The sequence below is a fragment of the Streptomyces sp. Sge12 genome (genome assembly GCF_002080455.1).
Classification (GTDB): Bacteria; Actinomycetota; Actinomycetes; order Streptomycetales; family Streptomycetaceae; genus Streptomyces.
In genome coordinates this window covers 2,583,057-2,605,572 of record NZ_CP020555.1, presented here as the reverse complement: position 1 = coordinate 2,605,572, position 22,516 = coordinate 2,583,057, and the positions used below count along the sequence as shown (strand labels likewise).

Here is a 22,516-nt window from a genome sequence, read left to right as displayed (position 1 = left end):
GGCCTAGATCACGGTTGCGCATCACATCCCCGGCAGGTCTGGCGGGCGCTCGAGAGGGCGTTGAAGACTCCACCCCACCGAAGGCCGGTCCATCTCGCAAGCACCGGCCCTTCACGTGCACTTCAGGCACATTTCTCGCCAATCGCACCACCAGCGACGCCGATTGAACCAAGCCGCCACAGCGGCGGGCATGGGCCGGCCACCGTCGGCCGAGAGGGGTCCCCACCACGATGACGGCACCACTGCACGACACCGGAGCGGCCGAGCCCGCGGCCGTGGCCACCCCCGAGGTTCCGCAGAAGGCGATCGAGGGCCGCTCCCCGTGGCAGATCGCCTGGCTGCGCCTGAAGCGCGACAAGGTCGCGCTGGCCGGCGGCGTCATCGTGCTGCTGCTGATCCTCGTCGCGATCTTCGCGCCGCTGATCGTCAAGGCCTTCGGGCACCCGCCGGAGGAGCTGCACGAGGACCTCCTGGACCCGCTGCTCGGCCTGCCGGTCGGCGACTGGGGCGGCATGAGCGGCGACTTCCTGCTGGGCATCGAGCCGGTCAACGGGCGCGACGTCTTCAGCCGGATCGTCTACGGCGCCCGGATCTCGCTGCTGGTGGCCTTCCTGTCCGCCTTCGTGGCGGTTTCGCTGGGCACCTTCTTCGGCATCATCGCCGGCTACTTCGGCGGCTGGGTCGACGCGGCCATCAGCCGGGTCATGGACCTGCTGCTGGCCTTCCCGCAGCTGCTCTTCATCATCGCGCTGATCTCCGTCATCCCCAACAAGCTGTGGGGCTTCGAGGGATCGGGCCTGCGCATCGCCGTACTGGTGCTGGTCATCGGATTCTTCGGCTGGCCGTACATCGGCCGGATCGTCCGCGGCCAGACCCTCTCGCTGCGCGAGCGCGAGTACGTGGAGGCCGCCCGCAGCCTCGGCGCCGGCCGCTTCTACATCCTCTTCCGCGAACTGCTCCCGAACCTGGTGGCGCCCATCACCGTCTACGCGACGCTGATGATCCCCACCAACGTGCTGACCGAGGCGGCTCTCAGCTTCCTCGGAGTCGGCGTCAAGCCGCCCACGCCGTCCTGGGGAGAAACCCTCTCCACGGCCGTGCGTACCTACGAGGACGATCCGCTCTTCATGATCTTCCCCGGCGTGGCGATCTTCATCACCGTGCTGGCCTTCAACCTCTTCGGCGACGGCGTCCGTGACGCCCTCGACCCGAAGGGCTCCCGCTAGCCGACGCAGGGCCAACCAGGAACCGGCCTCGTGCCGTACGTACACCGGAACTACAACGGAGGGTTGCGAGCATCGTGACTACCCATCGCACGTCGAAGCGCAGACTTGCTGCCGGCACGGCCGTCGTGCTCGCGGTCATGCTGACCGCGACCGCCTGTGGCGGAGACGGCAAGAAGGACGAGAAGGCGGCCGCCGGCGGCGGCAGCTTCAACGCCGGCATCGACAAGGTCTCCAACGCCTCGGACAAGAAGGGCGGCGAACTCAAGTTCGTCGGTACCCAGGACGCCGACTCGTGGGACCCGCAGCGCGGCTACTACGGCTTCATGTGGGACTTCTCCCGCTACTACACGCGCCAGCTGGTCAGCTTCAAGCCCGCCCCCGGCCAGGAGAGCACCGAGCTCGTCCCGGACCTCGCCACCGCCAAGGCCGAGATCAGCGACGGCGGCAAGACCTACAAGTACACCCTCAAGGACAACGTGACCTGGGAGGACGGCTCGCCCGTCACCGCCCAGGAGATCAAGTACGGCATCGAGCGCACCTGGGCGCAGGACGTCATCTCCGGCGGCCCGGTCTACATCCAGCAGGTCCTGGACCCGAAGGCGGAGTACCCCGGCCCGTACAAGGACACCGCTGCGGACAAGCTCGGCCTGAAGGCGATCGAGACCCCGGACGCGAAGACCATCATCTTCAAGCTCCCCACCCCCAACGGTGACTTCGAGCAGATGCTGGCCATGCCGGCGGCGAGCCCGGTCAAGCCGGAGAAGGACACCGCGGCCAAGTACGGCCTGAAGCCCTTCTCCAACGGCCCGTACAAGATCGACTCGTACGAGCCCAACAAGAGCATGAAGCTCTCGCGCAACGAGAACTTCAAGGCCGAGTCGGACACCATCCGCAAGGCGCTCCCGGACACCATCTCGGTCACGTTCATGGCGAACGCGGACGACATGGACAAGCGCCTGATCAACGGCGAGTTCGACGTCGACATCAACGCGACCGGCATCGGCCAGGCGGCCCGCGCCACCGCGCTGAAGGAGCACAAGGGCAACCTCGACAACGGCCAGACGGGCTTCATCCGGTACGCGGTGATGCCGCAGACCGTCGCCCCGTTCGACAACATCGAGTGCCGCAAGGCCGTCATCTACGCGGCCGACAAGAAGTCCCTGCAGACCGCCCGCGGCGGCCCGCAGGCCGGTGGCGACATCGCCCCCAACATGCTCCCGCTGGGCATCAAGGGCTCCGACGCCAAGTACGACCCGTTCGAGGTCCTGCAGAACGACGGCAAGCCGAACCTGGAGAAGGCCAAGGCCGCGCTGAAGGCCTGCGGCAAGGAGACCGGCTTCAAGACGACCATCGCGGTCCGCAACAACAAGCCGGTCGAGGTCGCGACCGCCGTCTCGCTGCAGAACGCCCTCAAGCAGGTCGGCATCGAGGCCGACGTCGACCAGTTCGACGGTGCCCAGCACTCCGGGATCATCGGTTCGCCGAAGGTCGTCAAGGAGAAGAACTACGGCATCATCATCATGGGCTGGGGCGCCGACTTCCCGACCGGTCAGGGCTTCTCCCAGCCGCTGGTCGACGGCCGCTTCATCCTGCAGAGCGGCAACAACAACTACTCCGAGCTCAACGACCCGGCGATCAACAAGCTGTTCGACGACGCCATCGCGGAGACCGACCCGACCAAGGCCGGCGAGATCTACAAGCAGATGAACCAGAAGGTCTCCGAGGCCGCGGTCTACCTGCCCTTCGTCTACGACAAGACGATCACCTGGCGCAGCACCCGGCTGACGAACGCCTACACCACCGATGCCTACAACGGCCGCTACGACTACGCCTCGCTCGGTGTCGTGAAGTAACCGTCCGTCCGTCCAGTTCAGTGTTCCAGTGCCACACCCGCTAGGCACGAAGGGCAGGTGATGGCCGCGGTTACGGCTCGGGGGCGCTCTCCGGAAGGGGGCGCCCCCGGGCCGCAGCCAGGCCGAGCGCAGTGCTTGCATATTTCATCCGACGGATCTTCTCCGTCATCGTCATGCTGCTGGTCATCTCGTTGGTGACCTTCGGAATCTTCTTCCTCTTCCCGAAGATGATCGGGACGGATCCGGCGCTGTACTTCGTCGGTAAGCAGTCCGACCCCATCGCCATCGAGGGCATCCGGCAGAAGATGGGTCTCGACGACCCGATCCTCGTCCAGTTCGGCAAGTTCGTCGTCGGGCTGGTGGCGGGTCGCACGTACGCCAACGGCCCCGATGTCACGCAATGCGCCGCGCCCTGCTTCGGCTACTCCTTCAAGACCGAGCAGGAGGTCTGGCCGCTGCTGCTGGACTGGCTCCCGGTCACCCTGTCCCTCGCCCTCGGTGCCGTCGTCCTCTGGGTGATCGGCGGTGTCGCCACCGGCGTCATCTCCGCCCTCAAGCGCGGCACCGTGCTGGACCGCTCGGCCATGGGCATCGCGCTCGCCGGCGTGTCCCTCCCGATCTACTTCACGGGCATGCTCGTCATCGCCGTCTTCTCCGACCAGCTCGGCTGGTTCGGCCGGCCCGACGCGACCTTCGCGGAGGACCCGGGCAGATGGTTCAACGGCATGGTCCTGCCGTGGGTCTCGCTCGCCTTCCTCTACGCGGCGATGTACGCGCGGCTCACCCGGGCGACCATGCTCGAAGTCCTCAACGAGGACTACATCCGCACCGCCCGCGCCAAGGGCCTGACGGAACCCGTCGTCATCGGCAAGCACGCCATGCGCTCGACGATGACGCCGATCCTGACCGTCCTGGGTCTGGACCTCGGAGCCCTGATGGGCGGCGCGGTCCTGACCGAGTACACGTTCTCGCTGCACGGACTCGGCTACAGCGCCGTCCGCGCCATCAGCGAGCACGACCTCCCGGTCATCCTGGGCATCACCCTGATCTCCGCCTTCTTCGTCGTCGCGGCGAACCTCATCGTTGACCTCATGTACGCGGTGATCGACCCCCGAGTGAGGCTGTCATGACCGATTCGACCAAGACCGGAGCCCTCAACCAGCCGTTCACCGGCACCTCCGCGCCCTCCACGGCCTTCCTGGAGGTCCGCGACCTCAAGGTGCACTTCCCGACCGAGGACGGTCTGGTCAAGTCGGTCGACGGACTCTCCTTCACGCTGGAGAAGGGCAAGACCCTCGGCATCGTGGGCGAGTCCGGCTCCGGCAAGTCGGTCACCTCGCTCGGCATCATGGGTCTGCACCGCGTGGGCCAGTACGGTCGCCAGCGGGCCCGGCTCTCCGGGGAGATCTGGCTGGACGGCAAGGAACTGCTCTCCGCGGACGAGGACGAGGTGCGCAGGCTGCGCGGCCGGGAGATCGCGATGATCTTCCAGGACCCGCTGTCCGCGATGCACCCGTACTTCACCGTCGGCAAGCAGATCGCCGAGGCCTACCGGGTCCACAACAAGGTCGACAAGAAGACGGCCCGCAACCGGGCCGTCGAACTCCTCGACCGCGTCGGCATCCCCGAGCCGCACAAGCGGGTCGACAGCTACCCGCACGAGTTCTCCGGCGGTATGCGCCAGCGCGCGATGATCGCGATGGCGCTGGTCAACAACCCCGAACTGCTCATCGCGGACGAGCCGACCACGGCCCTGGACGTCACCGTCCAGGCGCAGATCCTCGACCTGATCCGGGACCTGCAGAAGGAGTTCGGCTCCGCGGTCATCATGATCACGCACGACCTCGGCGTGGTCGCCGAGATGGCCGACGAACTCCTCGTGATGTACGGCGGCCGGTGCGTGGAGCGGGGCACCGCGGAGAAGGTCTTCTACGAGCCCCGGCACCCGTACACCTGGGGCCTGCTCGGCTCGATGCCGCGCATCGACCGCGAGCAGACCGAGCGCCTGATCCCGGTCAAGGGCTCGCCGCCCAGCCTCATCAACATCCCCAGCGGCTGTGCCTTCAACCCGCGCTGCCCGTACGCCGACGTACCCAAGGGCAACGTGACCCGCACGGTACGGCCCGAGCTCACGGCGCCGGACGACGCGGGACAGGGCGGCAGCCGACACTGGTCCGCCTGCCACATGTCGCAGGAGGAGCGGACCCGGATCTGGACCGAAGAGATTGCGCCGAAGCTGTGACCGACACCAAGAAGACGGATACGGCCGGCATTCCGGCGCAGGCCACGGACTCTCCCGAGCCGCTGCTCAAGGTCACCGGCCTGACGAAGCACTTCCCCATCACCAAGGGCCTGCTGCGGCGCCAGGTGGGCGCGGTCAAGGCCGTCGACGGCATCGACTTCGACGTCCGGCGCGGTGAGACCCTCGGCATCGTCGGCGAGTCCGGCTGCGGCAAGTCGACCATGGGCCGGCTGATCACGCGGCTGCTGGAGCCGACCGCCGGCACCATCGAGTTCGAGGGCAAGGACATCACGCACCTGGGGGTGACGGGCATGCGCCCGCTGCGCCGCGACGTGCAGATGATCTTCCAGGACCCGTACGGCTCGCTGAACCCCCGCCACACGGTGGGCACCATCGTCAGCGCGCCCTTCAAGCTCCAGGACGTCACCCCGGAGGGCGGGCTCAAGGCGGAGGTCCAGCGGCTGCTGTCGCTCGTGGGCCTCAACCCCGAGCACTACAACCGCTACCCGCACGAGTTCTCGGGCGGCCAGCGCCAGCGCATCGGCATCGCGCGGGCCCTGGCGCTGAAGCCGAAGCTGGTGGTGGCGGACGAGCCCGTCTCGGCGCTGGACGTGTCGATCCAGGCCCAGGTGGTCAACCTGATGGACGACCTCCAGGAGGAGCTCGGCCTCACCTACGTGATCATCGCGCACGACCTGTCGGTCATCCGGCACGTCTCGGACCGCATCGCGGTGATGTACCTCGGCAAGATCGTCGAGCTGGCGGACAACAAGTCGCTGTACGGGGAGCCGATGCACCCGTACACCACGGCCCTGATGTCGGCCGTGCCGGTGCCCGACCCCAAGCGGCGCGGCGCCAAGAGCGGCCGCATCCTGCTCAAGGGCGACGTGCCGTCGCCGATCTCGCCGCCGAGCGGCTGCCGCTTCCACACCCGGTGCTGGAAGGCCACGCAGATCTGCGCGACGCAGGAACCGCCGCTGCTGGCCCTGAAGCCGGGCCACCAGGTGGCCTGCCACCACCCGGAGAACGCCCCCGACCAGGCCCCGGGCGACCAGCCCCTGCCGGGCGCGGCGGACGCGGTGGTCAAGGTCACGGAGTAGCCGAACGCCGGCGGGGCCCCACAGCCCCGCCGGCCCCATTTCCAGCCCCGCCGGCACCTTCCAGCCCCGCCGGCACCTTTCCAGCCCCGCCGGCGTTTGAGGCGAATCCCCAGCCCCGCCGGCGATTGAGGCGCGGGGCCCGGGGAGACGCCGGCGCCCGCACCCCGCACCGGCACCCGCACCGGCACCCGCGGGAGCCGACCGTCACCCCGGCGGGAGCCGAGGGGCGACAATGGCCCGGTGCTCCACGATCTCTTCCCGCCCGGGATCCAGCATGCCCTGGACCTCGCCGGCATCTTCGTCTTCGCCACCGCAGGCGCCCTGCTCGCCGTACGCAAGAACTTCGACGTCTTCGGCATCGTCGTCCTCGCCCTGGTCACGGCCCTGGGCGGCGGTCTCTTCCGCGACCTCGTCATCGGCGCCGTGCCGCCCGCGGCCTTCGGCGAGCTCAGCTTCTTCGTCACGCCGCTGGTCGCCGCCGGGATCGTCTACTTCCTGCACCCCGAGGTCCAGCGGATCAACCGCGCCATCAACGTCTTCGACGCGGCCGGCCTCGGGCTGTTCTGCGTGACCGGCACGACCAAGGCCTACGAGTACGGTCTGGGCCTGACCGCCTCCGCCGCGCTCGGCGTCGCCACGGCCGTCGGCGGCGGCGTCCTGCGCGACGTCCTCGTGAACGAGGTGCCGTCGCTGCTGCGCGACCGTGAGATGTACGCCGTACCCGCCTTGGTCGGCGCCACGATGGTGGCCGTCTTCATCAGCATGCACCGCCTCAACGCCATCACCACCGGCCTCGCGATCGTCACGACCTTCGTGCTGCGCCTCCTCGCCATGCGCTACCACTGGCGGGCTCCGCTGGCCTGGAACCGGCGGTCCTCGGTGGCCGAAGAGCCGTAACAAAAGAAAGCTACCGCTTAGTAGCAAGCCGGTGTACCGTCGTTTACATGTCACACGCAGCTGCCAAGGCCTCCATCGGCGACAGTGAGTTCGACCGCGACACCGCCATCACCGCGCGCGCGGACGAGCCCGGGGTGTACGACGCGGAACTCTCCGCCGGCTGGACGATCATCGCCGCCGTGAACGGCGGATACCTGCTGGCCCTCGTCGGCCGGGCCCTGTCGGCGGCCCTGCCGCACCCGGACCCCTTCACGGTCTCCGCGCACTACCTGACCTCCTCCGTGCCCGGCCCCGCCGTGATCCGCACCCAGGTCGTCCGCGTCGGCCGCACCCTCTCCACCGGCCAGGCCTCGCTGTTCCAGTACGACGAGAGCGGCGCCGAGATCGAGCGCATCCGCGTCCTCGCCTCCTACGGCGACCTCGCGGCCCTGCCGGACGACGTGCGCACCGTCGCCGTGCCGCCCGCCATCCCCGCCTACGAGGACTGCATCGGCCCCGAGGCCGGCCCGGCCCCGATCCCCGGCAGCTCCGCCATCGTGGACCGGCTCCGGCTCCGCCTGGACCCGGCGACCGCCGGATGGGCCGTCGGAGCGCCCTCCGGCAAGGGCGAGATGCGGGCCTGGTTCGAGCTGGCCGACGGCCGTGACGCCGACCCGCTCTCCATGCTCCTGGCCGTGGACGCGCTGCCGCCGACCGCCTTCGACCTCGGCCTGGTGGCCTGGACCCCGACGGTGGAACTCACCACCCACGTCCGCCGCCGGCCGGCCCCCGGCCCGCTCCGGGTCTCCATCACCACCCGCAACCTGGCCGGCGGCTTCCTCGAGGAGGACGCCGAGGTCTGGGACTCCTCCGACCACCTGGTCGCCCAGTCCCGCCAACTGGCCCGCGCGCTGCGCCCGTCCTGACGTCCCGCCCGGCGGGCCCGACCGGGTCCGCCCGGCGGCAGGGGCTTTTCCGGCGGCGCCCGGGGTGCCCCGCGGGCCGTCGCGGGGTCCCGCGGCACAAGGGGCCACCGGTGGACTCGTAGAATCGGGGGATCATGGCCTACCTCGACCACGCCGCCACCACCCCGATGCTGCCGGAGGCCGCCGCGGCGATGACCGCGCAGTTCGCCGCCACGGGGAACGCCTCCTCCCTGCACGCCGCCGGCCGCCGGGCCCGCCGTACCGTGGAGGAGGCCCGCGAGGCCTTCGCCGAGGCGGTCGGTGCCCGTCCCAGCGAGGTGGTCTTCACCGCCGGCGGCACCGAGGCCGACAACCTCGCCGTCAAGGGCCTCTACTGGGCCCGGCGCGACGCCGACCCCGCCCGGAACCGGGTCATCGCCAGTCCCGTGGAGCACCACGCCGTGCTCGACGCCGTCCACTGGCTCGCCGAGCACGAGGGCGCACAGGTCGAGTACCTGCCCGTGGACCGCTACGGCCGGGTGCACGCGGAGGCCTTCCGCGAGGCCGTCGAGCGCAACCCCGACGATGTGGCCCTGGCCACCGTGATGTGGGCCAACAACGAGATCGGGACCGTCATGCCGGTCCGCGAACTGGCCGCCATCGCCCGTGAGTACGGGATCCCGCTGCACTCGGACGCCGTCCAGGCCTTCGGACAGCTCGACGTCCGCTTCGGCGACAGCGCACTCGCCGCCATGACCGTCAGCGGCCACAAGATCGGCGGCCCCTACGGCATCGGGGCGCTGCTGCTCGGCCGCGACCAGAGCCCCGTACCCGTCCTGCACGGCGGCGGCCAGGAGCGGCACGTCCGCTCCGGCACCCTCGACGTGCCGGCCGTCGCCGCCTTCGCCGTGGCCGCCGTCCTCGCCGCGGAGCGGCGCGAGCGGTTCGCCACCGAGATCGGCGCCCTGCGCGACGAACTGATCGCCACGGTCCGCAGGGCCGTGCCCGACGCCGTACTCGGGGGAGACCCCGACGAGCGCCTTCCGGCCAACGCGCACTTCAGCTTCCCCGGCTGCGAGGGCGACTCCCTGCTGCTCCTGCTCGACGCCCAGGGCATCGAGTGCTCCACCGGATCCGCCTGCACCGCGGGCGTGGCCCAGCCCAGCCACGTCCTGCTCGCCACCGGCACCGACCCGCAGCTGGCCCGCGGCACCCTGCGCTTCTCCCTCGGCCACACCTCCACCAAGGAGGACGTCGCCGCCCTGGCCGCGGCCATCGGCCCGGCGGTGGAGCGCGCCCGCACGGCGGGCCTCAGCTAGGCCGTCGGCCTAGGCCGGGAGGGCCGCCCGGGCCTCCCGGACCATGCGTATGTAGCGGTCCCAGTCCCAGTGCGGGCCGGGATCGGTGTGGTCGGCGCCGGGGACCTCGGAGTGCCCGACGAGGTGGGTGCGGTCCACCGGTATCCCGTACCGGTGGCAGACGTCGGCCGCCAGCCGGGCCGAAGCCGCGTACATCGCGTCCGTGAAGTCCTGCGGGCGCTCCACGAAGCCGACGTGCTCGATGCCGATGCTGCGCTCGTTCATCGAGCGGTTCGCCGCGTGGAAGGCCACGTCCATCTCGCGCACCAGCTGCTCCACGTGGCCGTCGCCGCGCACCATGTAGTGCGCCGACGCCCTGTGGAACGGATTCTTGAAGGCCTGCACCGAGCCCTCGAAGCTGCCCTGTGTGACATGGACGACGATCCGGTCCACCCGGTAGTCGTCGGGCCGGTCCGCCATCCGCCAGTTCGCGGGCGAGGCCGAGGTCCAGCTCGCACCCACGTGGTCGAGCTCGCCCTCCTTGCGCGGCTTGGCCACTCCCGGTATCAGCCACCAGGCCCGGCCGATCTCGTCGCGGCCGGCGACCGCCGCCGCCGCGAAGACGCCGAGCCCGCCGAAGAGCACCGCCCTGCGGGTCCGGCTCCGCGGTTTCGGTCTTTTGTTCTCGAGCTCGGTCATGTGATCCACCCCCCGTACCCGATAACGCGCTGTGACCCCGCTCGGTTCCCCCGTACTCTGGACGGTGCTATGACTGAGAACCTGCCGCGCGCAAACCACCCGCTTCGCGTCCTGGCCGCCATGTCCGGCGGAGTGGACTCCGCCGTCGCCGCCGCCCGCGCCGTCGAAGCCGGGCACGACGTGACCGGCGTCCACCTGGCGCTGTCCGCCAATCCGCAGTCCTTCCGGACCGGTGCCCGTGGCTGCTGCACCATCGAGGACTCCCGCGACGCCCGGCGTGCCGCCGACGTCATCGGCATCCCCTTCTACGTCTGGGACCTGGCCGAGCGCTTCCGCGAGGACGTGGTCGAGGACTTCATCTCCGAGTACGAGGCCGGGCGCACCCCGAACCCCTGCCTGCGCTGCAACGAGAAGATCAAGTTCGCGGCGCTGCTCGACAAGGCCCTCGCGCTCGGCTTCGACGCCGTCTGCACCGGCCACTACGCGACCGTCGTGCTGAACGAGGACGGCTCCCGGGAGCTGCACCGCGCCTCCGACATGGCCAAGGACCAGTCCTACGTCCTCGGCGTCCTCGACGAGAAGCAGCTCGCCCACGCCCTCTTCCCGCTCGGTGACACCCTCACCACCAAGGACGAGATCCGCGCCGAGGCCGAGCGCCGCGGCCTGGCCGTCGCGAAGAAGCCCGACAGCCACGACATCTGCTTCATCGCCGACGGCGACACCCAGGGCTTCCTCGCGAACCGCCTCGGCAAGGCCGAGGGGGACATCGTCGACGAGGCGACCGGCGAGAAGGTCGGCACCCACGAGGGCGCCTTCGGCTTCACCATCGGCCAGCGCAAGGGCCTGCGCATCGGCCACCCCGCCCCCGACGGCAAGCCGCGCTACGTCCTCGACATCTCCCCGGTGAACAACACCGTCACCGTCGGCCCCGTCGAGGCCCTGGACGTCACCGCCCTCACCGCGATCCGCCCCCGCTGGTGCGGAGCCGTGGCCGCCGCCCCGGGCACCTACACCGCCCAGCTGCGCGCCCACGGCGGCGAGACCGAGGTCTTCGCCGAGGTCGTCGACGGCGAGCTGCGGGTCTCCTTCGCCGAGCCGGTCCGGGGCGTCGCCCCCGGCCAGGCGATCGTGCTCTACGACGGCACCCGCGTGGTCGGCTCCGCCACCATCGCGACCACGACGCGGGCCACCGCCGCCGTCTGACGCTCACGCGAGGACGCCGCGGCCCCCCCCGTGCGGGCCGCGGCGTCGCGCTGTCCGGGATCAGGCCGCCGGGTACCAGACGGTGCCCCGGCCGCCGTGCCCGGTGAGGGTGGTGGCGATGATCTCGCCCTCCCGGAAGTAGCGCGGGTGCTGCTGCAGGAAGCCGGGGAAGGAGTCCAGCGACGTCGCGTCACAGACCCCGTCGGTCTTGATGCAGTGCCGCTGGACGGGGACCCCCGGGAAGTCCTCCGGCCCGGTGCCGGGGGAGTAGGCCACGAAGGGGATGAGGACCCCCTGCGGGACCAGGCGCCAGAAACCGGTTCCCGGCTGCATCGGGTCGGAGTAGAGCATGCCGTCGACCCGGTCGCGCGGTACCTCGGTGCCGTTGTTCGCGATCGTCTGGAGCAGCAGGTCGCCGACCCAGGCGCCCTGGGAGTAGCCGGCGATGGTGAAGCGGGCCGTCGGGTCGGCGCGGTAGGCGTTCTCCAGGGCGGCCTTGGCGTTCCAGTAGCCCTGGTTCACGCTGTCGCCGAAGCTCGGCGCGAAGGGGGCCGGCTGCTCGTTGTGGCTCCCGACGAAGGGGCCGCCGCTGGCCACGTAGCAGACCGGAATCGCGATGCCCCCGTTCAGATTCCGGTTCGCGGCGTCGAAGCTCGTGGTGCATCCGGGCGCGTCCGCCGCCGCGCCGGTGCCGCCGATCTCGATGTAGTAGTGGTTCGCCGGGGCGGCGTGCGCGCCGGTCGGTGCGACGACCGCGCCGGCGAGCAGGAGGACCGTCGACGCGACGACGGACTTGAGGCGGCGGGTGAGCCTGTTCGGCTTCGTGGTGGACATACGGGTCAACTCCCCATGGTCGAGAGGGCGCCGCGTCGGGTGCGGCGACCGGCACTCATCGTGGTGTTCGTGCTGGTCGGCGGACCATGTCCGCAACCGGCCATATGTGGCCGGTCGACGGTGCCCCGTGGTTTGACCGGGATCCGGGAGGACATCGGACACAGATGGCAGGAGCGTCGTCGGGGGAAGGACGGACAAGTGAGCAGCCGGTTCGGTGCGTTGCTCCGCGGGTTGCGGCACGAGGCGGGGATGACGCAGGAGCAGTTGGCCGAGCGGTCCCGGCTCGGGGTCCGCACCATCCACCGGCTGGAGACCGGCAAGCCCACCGACGCCCGGATGGGAACGGTGAAGCAGGTCGCGCACGCACTGGCCGACGAGCTGCGGCGCGACCGGGACGAGCTCTGGACGGACCTGCTGGCCGCCCACCGCGGCAACGCGGCCGCCGCCGCCGGGCCGGCCGCGGAGCAGCACGTACGCGAGTCGTCCGCGCCCGACGCCGCCCCGGCCCCGGCCCCGGCTCCCGTGCCCGACCCCGTACCGGCGCCCCCACCGGTCCGGGCGGTACGCCCCGGCACACTGCCGACGTCCCGCAGCGCCCTGGCCGCGGTCGCCGAGGCGCTCGCCCACGACGTCTACGGCCGCTGCATCCGCGAGGAGGAGCAGCGCCGCATCCACGACCCCTTCCCGCTGCCCGTGCGCTGGCGCTCCGCACCCGCCGAACTGCTCGACCACCGGGACAACATCAGCGGTACGTCCCCGGCGGCGCCCTCCCTCGACGGCGGCCTCACCGACATCGCCGACGTCTACCGGCGCGTACGGTCCGGCCGGCTGGTCGTGCTCGGCCGGGCCGGCTCCGGCAAGACCGTCCTCGTCCTGCGGTTCGTCCTCGACCACCTGGGCGCCCGCACCCCCGGCGAGCCCGTACCCGTGGTCTTCAGCATGGGATCGTGGGACCCGACCGGCACCACCCTGCGCGACTGGCTGATCGCCCGCCTGCTGCGCGACCATCCGAACCTCGACGCGAGCGCGCCCGGCGGCTCCACCCTCGCCGCCGCCCTGGTGGACGCCGGATGGATCCTGCCGGTGCTCGACGGGTTCGACGAGATGGCCCCCGGGCTGCTCGGCGTCGCCCTGCGCGAACTCAACACCAGTGCGCTGCCGCTGTTCCTGACCAGCCGCACCGAGCAGTTCGCCGAGGCCGTCGGGGTCGAGGTGCTCCGCCGGACCGCGGGCATCGAGCTGCTGGACCTGGACGCCGACGACCTGGTCCACTACCTGCCCCGTACCGCGCGCCCCACCGCGCCGGCCGGCCGCGACGGCAGGGCCGCCACCGGCTGGGACCCCGTGCTGGAGCGGCTGCGCACGGACCCGGAGGGCGCGCCCGGCGCCCGCCTCGCCGCCGTGCTCCGCACCCCGCTGATGGTGCTGCTCGCCCGGACCCTCTACAGCGACACCCCGGCCCAGGACCCGGCCGTACTGCTCGACAGCGCCCGCTTCCCGACCCCGGGGGCCATCGAGGAACACCTGCTGGCCGGGTTCGTGCCGAGCGTCTACGGGTCGCCACCCACGGCCGCCCCGGGCGCCCGCCGCACGCGCGGGCCGCGTACCTGGGACCCGCTGCGCGCCCGGCACTACCTGGGCCACCTCGCCGGGCACCTGGACCGGCCCGAGCGGCGCGAGGGCCAGGACCTGGCGTGGTGGCAGCTGCGCGAGTCACTGCCGCTGACCTCGCGCATCCTGGCCGTCGTCCTGGCCTGCTCCCTGGTCACCGCGGTCGCCGACTGGCTGGTCTTCCCCGCCAAGAACCTGGCCGCGGGCCACGGTGCCGCCTTCGCCCTCGGCACGGGCCTGCTGGACGCGCTGCTGTTCGGCCCCGCCGTCGGCCTCGCCTTCGGGCTGGTCCACGGCCTGGTGGCCGTGCTCGGGATCCGGGCGTTCGAGCCGTCCCGGGTGCGGATACGGCTGCCGGGCCGCCACCGGCCGTCCGCCGGACCGTCCGCCCGCCGCGTCGCCACCCTCGTACCGGCCGGACTGCTGGGCGGCCTCGTGATGGGCCTCGGGTGCGGGCTCGCCCACACCGTCGGCGCGCAGCTGACGTACGGCGGGGTGCTGCTCGATCCGGCAGTGGTCGAGGCGACGGCCGTCAACTGCCTGATGTACGGGCTCACCTTCGCCCTGGCGGGAGGGCTCGTACTCGGGCTCGTGGCCACCCTGGAGACCCCCATCGACCTCGGCCGCGCCGCCACCCCGACGGACCTGCTGGCCATCAACCGCAGCATCGTGGTGCGCCAGGCCCTCTTCCTCGCCCCGATGCTCACCCTGGTGATCGCCTTCGGCGGCCGGCTCATGACCGAGCTGCTCCAGGGCGTCGTCGGCCCCCTGACCTGGCCGATGGCCGAGGGGCTCGCGCTCGGCGCCGTGGGCGGGGTGGCCGGCGCGCTCTCCTACGCCCTGGCGTTCACCGCCTGGGGGCAGTGGGTGCTGCTGACCCGGATCTGGCTGCCGCTGACCGGCCGCCTCCCCTGGGCGACCGTCGCTTTCCTGGAGGACGCCTACCGGCGCGGCGTGCTGCGCCAGGTCGGCGCCGTCTACCAGTTCCGCCACGCCCGGCTCCAGAGCCACCTGCGCGGACGGCCCGCCCCCTAGAGAGGGTCCGGGCCGTCCCGCCGCAGACCGGGCCGCTCAGGCGACGGTCAGGACGATCTTGCCGGTGGTGCGGCCCTGCTCGCCGATCTCGTGGGCCCGCGCCGCCTGCTCCAGCGGCAGCACCGTGTCGACCAGCGGCTTGAGCAGCCCCTGCTCGACGAGGGCCGCGATCTCCCGCAGGCCGGCCAGGTCCGGCTCGACCAGGACCCAGGAGGCGTGCACGCCCTGCGGGTCGGCCGGGAGGGAGTCGGGGCCGGGCAGGGTCACCAGGTGGCCGCCGGTCTTGAGGACCTTCAGCGAGCGCTGCGTGTACTCCCCGCCGACGGCGTCGATCACGATGTCCACGTCGGAGACGGCGTCCTCGAAGTCGGTGGTGCGGTAGTCGATCACCTCGTCGGCGCCCAGCTCACGCAGCAGCGCGTGCTTGCCCTCGCTCGCGGTGCCGATCACGTACGCGCCGCGGGCCTTGGCGATCTGCACCGCCAGGTGGCCCACACCGCCGGCCGCCGCGTGCACCAGGACCCGCTGCCCGGCGCTCACCCCGGCCGTGTCCACCAGGGCCTGCCAGGCGGTCAGCGCCGCCAGCGGCAGGGCCGCGGCCTGCACGTGGTCCAGGGTGGCCGGCTTCGCGGCGAAGTGCCGGGCCGGAGCGGTCACGTACTGGGCGTAGCCGCCTGCCTGCCGCGGGAAGTGCGGCATGCCGTACACCTCGTCGCCGGGGGCGTGGACGGTCACGCCGGGGCCGACCGCCTCGACGGTGCCGGAGACGTCCCAGCCCACGATCGGGTGCTCGCCCCAGGCGATGAGCGCGCCGCTGTCCCGGGTCTTCCAGTCGACGGGGTTGACGCCGGCCGCGTGGACGCGGACCAGGACCTCGCCCAGACCGGGCTCGGGCCGGTCGATCTCCCGCTCGACCAGGTTCTCCGGGCCGCCCCACTCGTTCACGACGATCGCGCGCATCTCTGTCCGCCTCATTCCATCCGTTTTGGCGTCGGTTCCGGGCCTTTTCCCGGCGACGTGTCCCAGATTCGGGCACGGCACCCCGCGACGGTGTTGGCCGTTTGGCCACTATGTGACAGGATCTGGCCATGAGCGAGATACGGGAGCACACCGAGCACACGGCCCGCCCCGGGAGCGGCGCGGACGGGCGGCACCTGGTCGCGGTGCTCGCCCTGCCGGGCTTCCCCCCGTTCGAGCTGGGCATTCCCTCGCGGGTCTTCGGCAGCGCCGTGGGCGAGGACGGCGAAGCCCTGTACGAGGTCGTCGTCTGCACCGCCGACGGCGCCCCCGTGCTCAGCGACTCCGGCTTCACCCTCCAGCCCGCCGCCGGACCCGAAGCCCTCGCCGCCGCCGACACCGTGATCGTCCCGCCCACCCACGCCATGCCGGAGCTGGCCCTCGGCGGGCCGCTGCCCCCCGCCGTCGCCGCCGCCATCGCCGCAATCCGCCCCGGCACCCGCCTGGTGTCGATCTGCACCGGCTCCTACGTGCTCGCCGCCGCCGGCCTCCTCGACGACCGGCCCGCGACCACCCACTGGAACCTCGCCCAGGAGTTCCGCCGCGCCTACCCGAGGGTCCGCATCGACGAGGACGTCCTCTTCGTCGACGACGGCGACGTGCTGACCTCGGCCGGCGTCTCCGCCGGAGTCGACCTGTGCCTGCACATGATCCGCAGCGACCACGGCGTCGCCGTCACCAACCGCGCCGCGCGCATGTGCGTCGTCCCGCCGTGGCGCGACGGCGGACAGGCCCAGTTCATCGACCGCCCCGTCCCCGAGCCCTCGGTCGCCAGCACCACCGCCACCCGGGCCTGGGCCCTGGAGCGCCTCGCCGAACCGGTCACCCTCGCCGAACTGGCCGCGCACGCCCGGATGAGCCTGCGCACCTTCACCCGCCGGTTCCGCGACGAGGTCGGCATGACCCCGGTGCAGTGGCTCACCGCCCAACGGCTCGAACTGGCCCGCCACCTGCTGGAGTCCAGCGACCTGCCGGTCGACCTGGTCGCCCACCGGGCCGGCTTCGGCTCCGCCAACTCCCTGCGCCAGCACATGCGCTCCACGCTCGGCGTCTCCCCGATCGCCTACCGGCGCACCTTCCAGCCCGCCTCGGCATGACCTGCGGGGTAATCGCCGCACGTGCCGCGCGCTGACAGGATCGGATCAACGGGCCCGGACCGACGGGCCGGTCCACAGGGGAGCAGACCATGACCGCGTACGCCATCGCCCACATCCGCCCCGAGACGATGAACGAGGACATCCTCACCTACATCGAGACCATGCAGTCGACGATGGACCCCTTCGGCGGCCGCTTCCTCGTGCACGGCAAGGAGGTCGAGGTCCTGGAGGGCCCCTTCCCCGGCACCGTCGTCGTCCTCGGCTTCCCCGACATCGAGCGGGCGCGCGCCTGGTACGCCTCCGACGCCTACCGGGCCATCCTCCCGCTGCGCACGAACCACATGGCCGGCGAGGTCATCCTGGTCGAGGGGGTCCCGGCCGACTACGACGCCTCGAAGACGGCCGCCGGCCTGCGCGAAGCCGCAGGGCTCTGACGATGGGCAACCGGGCCGTCTTCGTCCTCTCGGGCCCCCGGGGCCACACCCGCCACCGCTCCTCCTACGGCGCCGTGGACCTGGACCTCGATCTGCTGGCGGGGCCCGAGGCGGTGCTCCCGTACCTGCGCAGCCACGCGCAGGACGACGGCTGGTACCCGGACGACATGGTCGAGGCGGGCGTCCTCGCCGACGAGGACCGCCGGCTCCTGCTGGTCTTCGCACGGGAGGGGGCCATCGCCTCACAGCGCACCCGGGCGGCCGCCCTGGAGCTGCTGCGGTGCGCCTGGCCGGGCTGGGAGGTGCGCTGGCTCTACGACGGCCAGAGCGGGCTGCGCGCCCACCTCGGGCTCGACCCGCAGGCGGCCGACACCGCCGTGTACCCCGGTCCGGCACTGGAGCAGGACGACGAGGAGCTGGACGACCCCGACCCGCTGGTCGCCGTGGTCACCGTCGGCGCGGACCGCTGCCATGTCCTCGCCGACATCAACGACCACCCGGTCGAGGAGGGACCCGCCCTGCTGGAGCGGCTCCGGGACGCTCCGGACCACGGGAGCCACCGGCTGCGGGCGGACGCCGGGATCCACGTGGATCCCGAGCGGCGCCGGGTCGGCTGGTGGCTGAACACGGCCCGCGCCCACGGCCGTAGCGCCGCCGCCCGCTGGCCCGGCTGGACCGTGGAGTTCTGGGAGGACCGCTGGGCCGCGCACGAGCGGGCCTGCGGCGGCCGCTTCGCCCCGCCCGCGCCGGACCGCGCCGCCGCGCTGGCCGACGTACGCGACCGGGCCCTGGAGCGGTGGGCCGGGCCGCGGGGCGACGTACGGGCCCGGCTCGTCGCTGCGCTCCCGCACGCCGTGATCGGCCAGGGCTTCGCCCCCGCCGTCACGGCGCAGCAGGCGGCCGCCGCCCGCGCCGCCGTGGAGCGGGCGTACGGGACGGTCGTCGGCACCTGACCTCGGCCTTCGGGCCCCGCGCGCGCCCGGGGGTGCGAGCATGGGCGGTATGGCTACTCACTTGATCACCGGTGCCGGCTCCGGCATCGGCGCCGCCGTCGCGGCCCGGCTGCACGCCCGCGGCGACGACCTCGTCCTCCTCGCCCGGGACGCCGGCCGCGCCCGCGAGCTCGTCGACCGCTACCCCGGCGCCACCTCCCTCGTCGGCGACCTCGCCGACCCCGACCGGCTGTCGTGGGCGTTCTCCAAGCAGGCCGTCCCGGAGCGGATCGACTCCCTGCTGCACATCGCCGGGATCGTCGACCTCGGACCGGTGGGCGAGCTGCGGCCCAAGACCTGGCACCAGCAGCTCAACGTGAACCTGATCGCCCCCGCCGAGGTCACCCGGCTGCTGCTGCCCACCCTGCGGGCCTCCAAGGCCACCGTCGTCTTCGTGAACTCGGGCGCCGGGCTGAGCGCCCACCCCGACTGGAGCGCGTACGCCGCCTCCAAGCACGGCCTCAAGGCCCTCGCCGACTCGCTGCGCGGCGAGGAGCGGGCCCACGGCATCCGCGTCACCTCCGTCTACCCGGGCCGCACCGCCAGCCCCATGCAGGCCAAGGTGCACTCCCAGGAGGGCAAGGAGTACGACCCCGCCGCCTGGATCGACCCCGAGTCCGTGGCCACCACGATCGTCATGGCCATCGACCTGCCCCGTGACGCCGAGGTCAACGACCTGAGCGTCCGGCCGGGCCGATGAGCGCGGCCGCCACCGGCGTCGGATCGCTGCCCGGCGGCGACGCCCGCGAGGCCGCGAAGACCGTCACCGGGTCCTTCGAGGAGTTCCCCCATCTGGCCGAGCTGCCCGCCCGGGGGCCCGGCGCGGACATGATCGGCCGTTCCCTCGGCCTGCTCGTCGACATGTACGCCCACGTCGAACCCAGCGGCTGGCGGATCAGCGACCGCCCGGGACGGGACTCGAAGCGGGCCCGCTCCTGGCTCGGGGAGGACCTCGACGCGCTGGAGGAGTTCACCCAGGGGTACACGGGGAAGCTCAAGGTCCAGGCCGTCGGACCGTGGACGCTGGCCGGCGCCCTGGAACTGCACGGCGGCGAGGCCATGCTCCAGGACCCCGGAGCCTGCCGGGACCTGGCCGGATCGCTGGCCGAAGGCCTGCGCGAGCACCTGGCGGACGTCCGCAAGCGGATCCCCGGCGCCGACGTCGTGCTCCAGCTCGACGAGCCGTCCCTGACGGCCGTGCTCCTCGGCCGGGTCCGCTCCGCGAGCGGCTACCGCACCTACCGCGCCGTGGACCGGCAGGTGGTCGAGGGCACGCTGCGCGACGTGTTCGCCGTCCACGACGGGGACGTCGTCGTGCACTCCTGCGCGCCCGAGGTCCCCTTCGCGCTGCTCCGCAGGGCCGGCGCCACGGGGGTCTCGTTCGATTTCTCGCTGCTCACCGAGCGCGAGGACGACGCCATCGGGGAAGCGGTCGAGGGCGGTACGAAACTCTTCGCCGGAGTGGTGCCCGGCACCGACGCCCCGTTGTCGGACCCGGGCGGTAGCGTCATGGGTGTCAGGAAGCTTTGGCGCAGGTTGGGGCTGGCCCCGGGGACTCTGGCGGAGTCCGTCGTGGTCACCCCGTCGTGCGGTCTGGCGGGCGCTTCACCCGCCTACGCCCGCGCGGTGCAGGCGCATTGCGTCAGGGCGGCGAGGTCGCTCGCCGACAACCCTGAGTGACGGTCGAGACGGGCCACGGGAGGACACGGCATGGCAGCCGAACAGCAGGACACGGCAGTACCGGCGGCGGTGCGTGATCAGCACGCACTGCTGGCCGAGCAGATCGAGGAGCACCGCTTCCGGTACTACGTGAACGACCAGCCGGTCGTCAGCGACGCCGAGTTCGACAAGCTGCTGCGCTCGCTGGAGGCGCTGGAGGAGCAGTACCCGGAGCTGCGTACGCCCGACTCGCCCACCCAGAAGGTGGCCGGGGCGTACGAGACGGACTTCGCCTCCGTCGAGCACCGGGAGCGCATGCTCTCCCTCGACAACGCCTTCGACGACGAGGAACTGGCGGCCTGGGCCGAGCGGGTGGCCCGGGACGTGAACACCTCGGACTACCACTACCTGTGCGAGCTCAAGGTGGACGGCCTCGCCGTCAACCTCACCTACGAGAACGGCCGTCTCACCCGGGCGGCCACCCGCGGCGACGGCCGCACCGGTGAGGACATCACGCCCAACGTCCGCACCATCGCCGAGATCCCGGACCGGCTGAAGGGCGACCGGATCCCGGCCCTGGTCGAGATCCGCGGCGAGGTCTACTTCCCGATGGAGAAGTTCCAGGAGCTCAATGCGCGTCTGGTGGAGGCGGAGGGCAAGCCCTTCGCCAACCCGCGCAACGCGGCCGCCGGTTCGCTGCGGCAGAAGGACCCCAAGGTCACCGCGAGCCGCCCGCTGCACATGGTCGTCCACGGCATCGGCGCCCGCGAGGGCTTCGAGATCCAGCGCCAGTCGCAGGCGTACGAGCTGCTGCACGAGTGGGGCCTGCCGACCGCGCAGCACAACAAGGTGGTCTCCACGCTCGCCGAGGTCCGGGATTTCATCGCGGACTTCGGGGTGAACCGGCACTCGGTGGAGCACGAGATCGACGGCGTGGTCGTCAAGCTCGACGAGATCTCCCTCCAGGGGCGGCTCGGCTCCACGGCGCGCGCCCCGCGGTGGGCCATCGCCTGGAAGTACGCGCCCGAAGAGGTCAACACCAAGCTGATCGACATCAAGGTCGGCGTCGGCCGCACCGGCCGGGTGACCCCCTACGCGCAGGTGGAGCCGGTGAGGGTGGCGGGCTCCGAGGTGGAGTTCGCGACCCTGCACAACCAGGAGGTCGTCAAGGCCAAGGGCGTCCTCATCGGGGACACCGTGGTCCTGCGCAAGGCGGGCGACGTCATCCCCGAGATCCTCGGCCCGGTGGTGGACCTGCGCGACGGCAGCGAGCGGGAGTTCGTGATGCCGGCCATCTGCCCCGCGTGCGGGACGGAGCTGCGGCCGATGAAGGAGGGGGACATCGATGTCCGCTGCCCCAACGGCCAGACCTGCCCGGCCCAGTTGCGCGAGCGGGTCGCCTACCTGGCCGGCCGCCAGTCGCTGGACATCGAGAACTTCGGCATGGTGGCGGCGGCCGCGCTGACCGGCCCGCTGGAGCCGGCGCAGCCGCCGCTGCTGGACGAGGGCGACCTCTTCGGCCTGACCATCGAGCAGCTGCTGCCCATCAAGGCGTACGTCCTGGACCCGGACAGCGGTCTGCCCAAGCGGGACCCGAAGACGGGCGAGGAGAAGATCGTCACGGTCTTCGCCAACCAGAAGGGCGAGCCGAAGAAGAACGCGCTGGCCATGCTGGAGCACATCGCCGCCGCCAAGGAGCGCCCGCTCGCCCGCATCATCAACGGCCTGTCGATCCGTCATGTGGGACCGGTCGCCGCCGAGGCGCTCGCCCGCGAGTTCCGCTCGATCGAGCGCATCGAGCAGGCCACCGAGGAGGAGCTCACCGCGACCGAGGGGGTCGGCGCGATCATCGCCGCCTCCCTCAAGGAGTGGTTCGCCGTCGACTGGCACCAGGAGATCCTGCGCAAGTGGCGGGAGGCCGGGGTCCGGATGGAGGAGGAAGGTTCCGCCGAGGACGAGGGGCCGCGGCCGCTGGAGGGGCTGACCGTCGTCGTCACCGGCACGCTGCAGAGCCACACCCGGGACGGCGCGAAGGACGCCCTGCAGAGCCGTGGAGCCAAGGTCACCGGATCCGTGTCGAAGAAGACCTCCTTCGTCGTGGTCGGTGACAACCCCGGTTCGAAGTACGACAAGGCCGTGCAGTTGAAGCTCGCCATCCTCGACGACGCCGGGTTCGCGGTGCTGCTGGAGCAGGGCCCCGACGCGGCACGCGAGGTCGCGCTCCCGGTGGACGGCGGGGGCGAAGGGGAGTAGTACCTGAAGGGGAAATCCCCGAGGGGGAGTAGCGAAGGCGAACGGATGCGTGGCGTGCGGCCGTACGGGCGGGCGCACGCCGGGCGCGGCGAACGGTGGTAAACGGCCGGTACAAGGCTGGTCGCAGGGCGGTGAGCTGTCGGATCATCGGATGGGTGACCAGGGGGGCCCAGTCCGAACTC

19 protein-coding genes are annotated in these 22,516 nt (G+C 71.9%); 16 read left to right on the top strand and 3 right to left on the bottom strand.

Going from position 1 to position 22,516, the window contains the following annotated elements; genetic code table 11:
- Positions 1–230 precede the first annotated feature (230 nt).
- The 8 genes from B6R96_RS11210 to B6R96_RS11175 all read left to right on the top strand — a co-directional run bounded on the left by B6R96_RS11210 (position 231) and on the right by B6R96_RS11175 (position 9,521).
- Complete coding sequence (locus B6R96_RS11210; protein WP_030386845.1) at positions 231–1,226, top strand: ABC transporter permease; 996 nt, start codon at positions 231–233, stop codon at positions 1,224–1,226.
- Between the two features lie 74 nt (positions 1,227–1,300).
- On the top strand, positions 1,301–3,079 hold the full coding sequence (locus B6R96_RS11205; protein WP_030386844.1) for an ABC transporter substrate-binding protein: 1,779 nt from the start codon (positions 1,301–1,303) through the stop codon (positions 3,077–3,079).
- A 131-nt stretch (positions 3,080–3,210) separates the two neighbouring features.
- Positions 3,211–4,209, top strand: a complete 999-nt coding sequence (locus B6R96_RS11200; protein WP_078938211.1) for an ABC transporter permease — start codon at positions 3,211–3,213, stop codon at positions 4,207–4,209.
- Entirely contained in the window at positions 4,206–5,321 is a 1,116-nt protein-coding gene (locus B6R96_RS11195) for an ABC transporter ATP-binding protein (RefSeq protein ID WP_030386842.1), read from the top strand. Before B6R96_RS11200 ends, B6R96_RS11195 begins: the two co-directional genes overlap by 4 nt.
- Entirely contained in the window at positions 5,318–6,421 is a 1,104-nt protein-coding gene (locus B6R96_RS11190) for an ABC transporter ATP-binding protein (protein ID WP_030386841.1), read from the top strand. Before B6R96_RS11195 ends, B6R96_RS11190 begins: the two co-directional genes overlap by 4 nt.
- A 240-nt stretch (positions 6,422–6,661) precedes the next feature.
- Entirely contained in the window at positions 6,662–7,318 is a 657-nt protein-coding gene (locus tag B6R96_RS11185; RefSeq protein ID WP_030386840.1) for a trimeric intracellular cation channel family protein, read from the top strand.
- A gap of 47 nt (positions 7,319–7,365) precedes the next feature.
- A complete protein-coding gene (locus tag B6R96_RS11180) occupies positions 7,366–8,223 on the top strand; it encodes a thioesterase family protein (RefSeq protein WP_053173244.1) in 858 nt (285 codons plus the stop codon).
- A 134-nt stretch (positions 8,224–8,357) separates the two neighbouring features.
- Positions 8,358–9,521, top strand: a complete 1,164-nt coding sequence (locus B6R96_RS11175) for a cysteine desulfurase family protein (protein WP_053173241.1) — start codon at positions 8,358–8,360, stop codon at positions 9,519–9,521.
- Between the two features lie 9 nt (positions 9,522–9,530).
- Here B6R96_RS11175 and B6R96_RS11170 read toward each other — a convergent pair whose 3' ends face one another.
- Entirely contained in the window at positions 9,531–10,199 is a 669-nt protein-coding gene (locus B6R96_RS11170; protein ID WP_081522386.1) for an N-acetylmuramoyl-L-alanine amidase, read from the bottom strand.
- Positions 10,200–10,268: 69 nt separating this feature from the next.
- Between B6R96_RS11170 and mnmA the strand changes: the two genes are divergently transcribed.
- Positions 10,269–11,402 (top strand): tRNA 2-thiouridine(34) synthase MnmA, encoded by a 1,134-nt coding sequence (gene mnmA / locus B6R96_RS11165; protein ID WP_081522385.1) that lies wholly within the window; start codon positions 10,269–10,271, stop codon positions 11,400–11,402.
- Between the two features lie 60 nt (positions 11,403–11,462).
- Here mnmA and B6R96_RS11160 read toward each other — a convergent pair whose 3' ends face one another.
- Positions 11,463–12,236: a PE-PPE domain-containing protein gene (locus B6R96_RS11160; RefSeq protein WP_030386835.1), complete on the bottom strand. Its 774-nt coding sequence runs from the start codon at positions 12,234–12,236 to the stop codon at positions 11,463–11,465.
- Between the two features lie 198 nt (positions 12,237–12,434).
- Between B6R96_RS11160 and B6R96_RS11155 the strand changes: the two genes are divergently transcribed.
- On the top strand, positions 12,435–14,882 hold the full coding sequence (locus tag B6R96_RS11155) for a helix-turn-helix domain-containing protein (protein WP_081522384.1): 2,448 nt from the start codon (positions 12,435–12,437) through the stop codon (positions 14,880–14,882).
- Positions 14,883–14,918: 36 nt separating this feature from the next.
- On the opposite strand, the gene B6R96_RS11150 is transcribed toward B6R96_RS11155, so the two are convergent.
- Positions 14,919–15,842, bottom strand: a complete 924-nt coding sequence (locus tag B6R96_RS11150; RefSeq protein WP_081522383.1) for an NADP-dependent oxidoreductase — start codon at positions 15,840–15,842, stop codon at positions 14,919–14,921.
- 128 nt (positions 15,843–15,970) lie between these two features.
- On the opposite strand from B6R96_RS11150, the gene B6R96_RS11145 reads away from it, so the two are divergent.
- The 6 genes from B6R96_RS11145 (at position 15,971) to ligA (ending at position 22,334) form a co-directional block, all read left to right on the top strand.
- Entirely contained in the window at positions 15,971–16,996 is a 1,026-nt protein-coding gene (locus tag B6R96_RS11145) for a GlxA family transcriptional regulator (protein ID WP_078626371.1), read from the top strand.
- An 89-nt stretch (positions 16,997–17,085) separates the two neighbouring features.
- Positions 17,086–17,430, top strand: a complete 345-nt coding sequence (locus tag B6R96_RS11140) for a DUF1330 domain-containing protein (protein ID WP_030386831.1) — start codon at positions 17,086–17,088, stop codon at positions 17,428–17,430.
- A 2-nt stretch (positions 17,431–17,432) separates the two neighbouring features.
- Positions 17,433–18,383: a hypothetical protein gene (locus tag B6R96_RS11135; RefSeq protein WP_081522382.1), complete on the top strand. Its 951-nt coding sequence runs from the start codon at positions 17,433–17,435 to the stop codon at positions 18,381–18,383.
- 49 nt (positions 18,384–18,432) lie between these two features.
- The gene (locus B6R96_RS11130; protein WP_081522381.1) at positions 18,433–19,122 is read left to right on the top strand and encodes an SDR family oxidoreductase; all 690 of its coding nucleotides are present in this window, start codon (positions 18,433–18,435) and stop codon (positions 19,120–19,122) included.
- Positions 19,119–20,102, top strand: a complete 984-nt coding sequence (locus tag B6R96_RS11125; protein WP_081522380.1) for a methionine synthase — start codon at positions 19,119–19,121, stop codon at positions 20,100–20,102. Before B6R96_RS11130 ends, B6R96_RS11125 begins: the two co-directional genes overlap by 4 nt.
- 30 nt (positions 20,103–20,132) lie before the next feature.
- Positions 20,133–22,334, top strand: coding sequence for an NAD-dependent DNA ligase LigA (gene ligA, locus B6R96_RS11120; RefSeq protein ID WP_081522379.1), 2,202 nt, complete (start codon positions 20,133–20,135; stop codon positions 22,332–22,334).
- Positions 22,335–22,516: the final 182 nt, after the last annotated feature.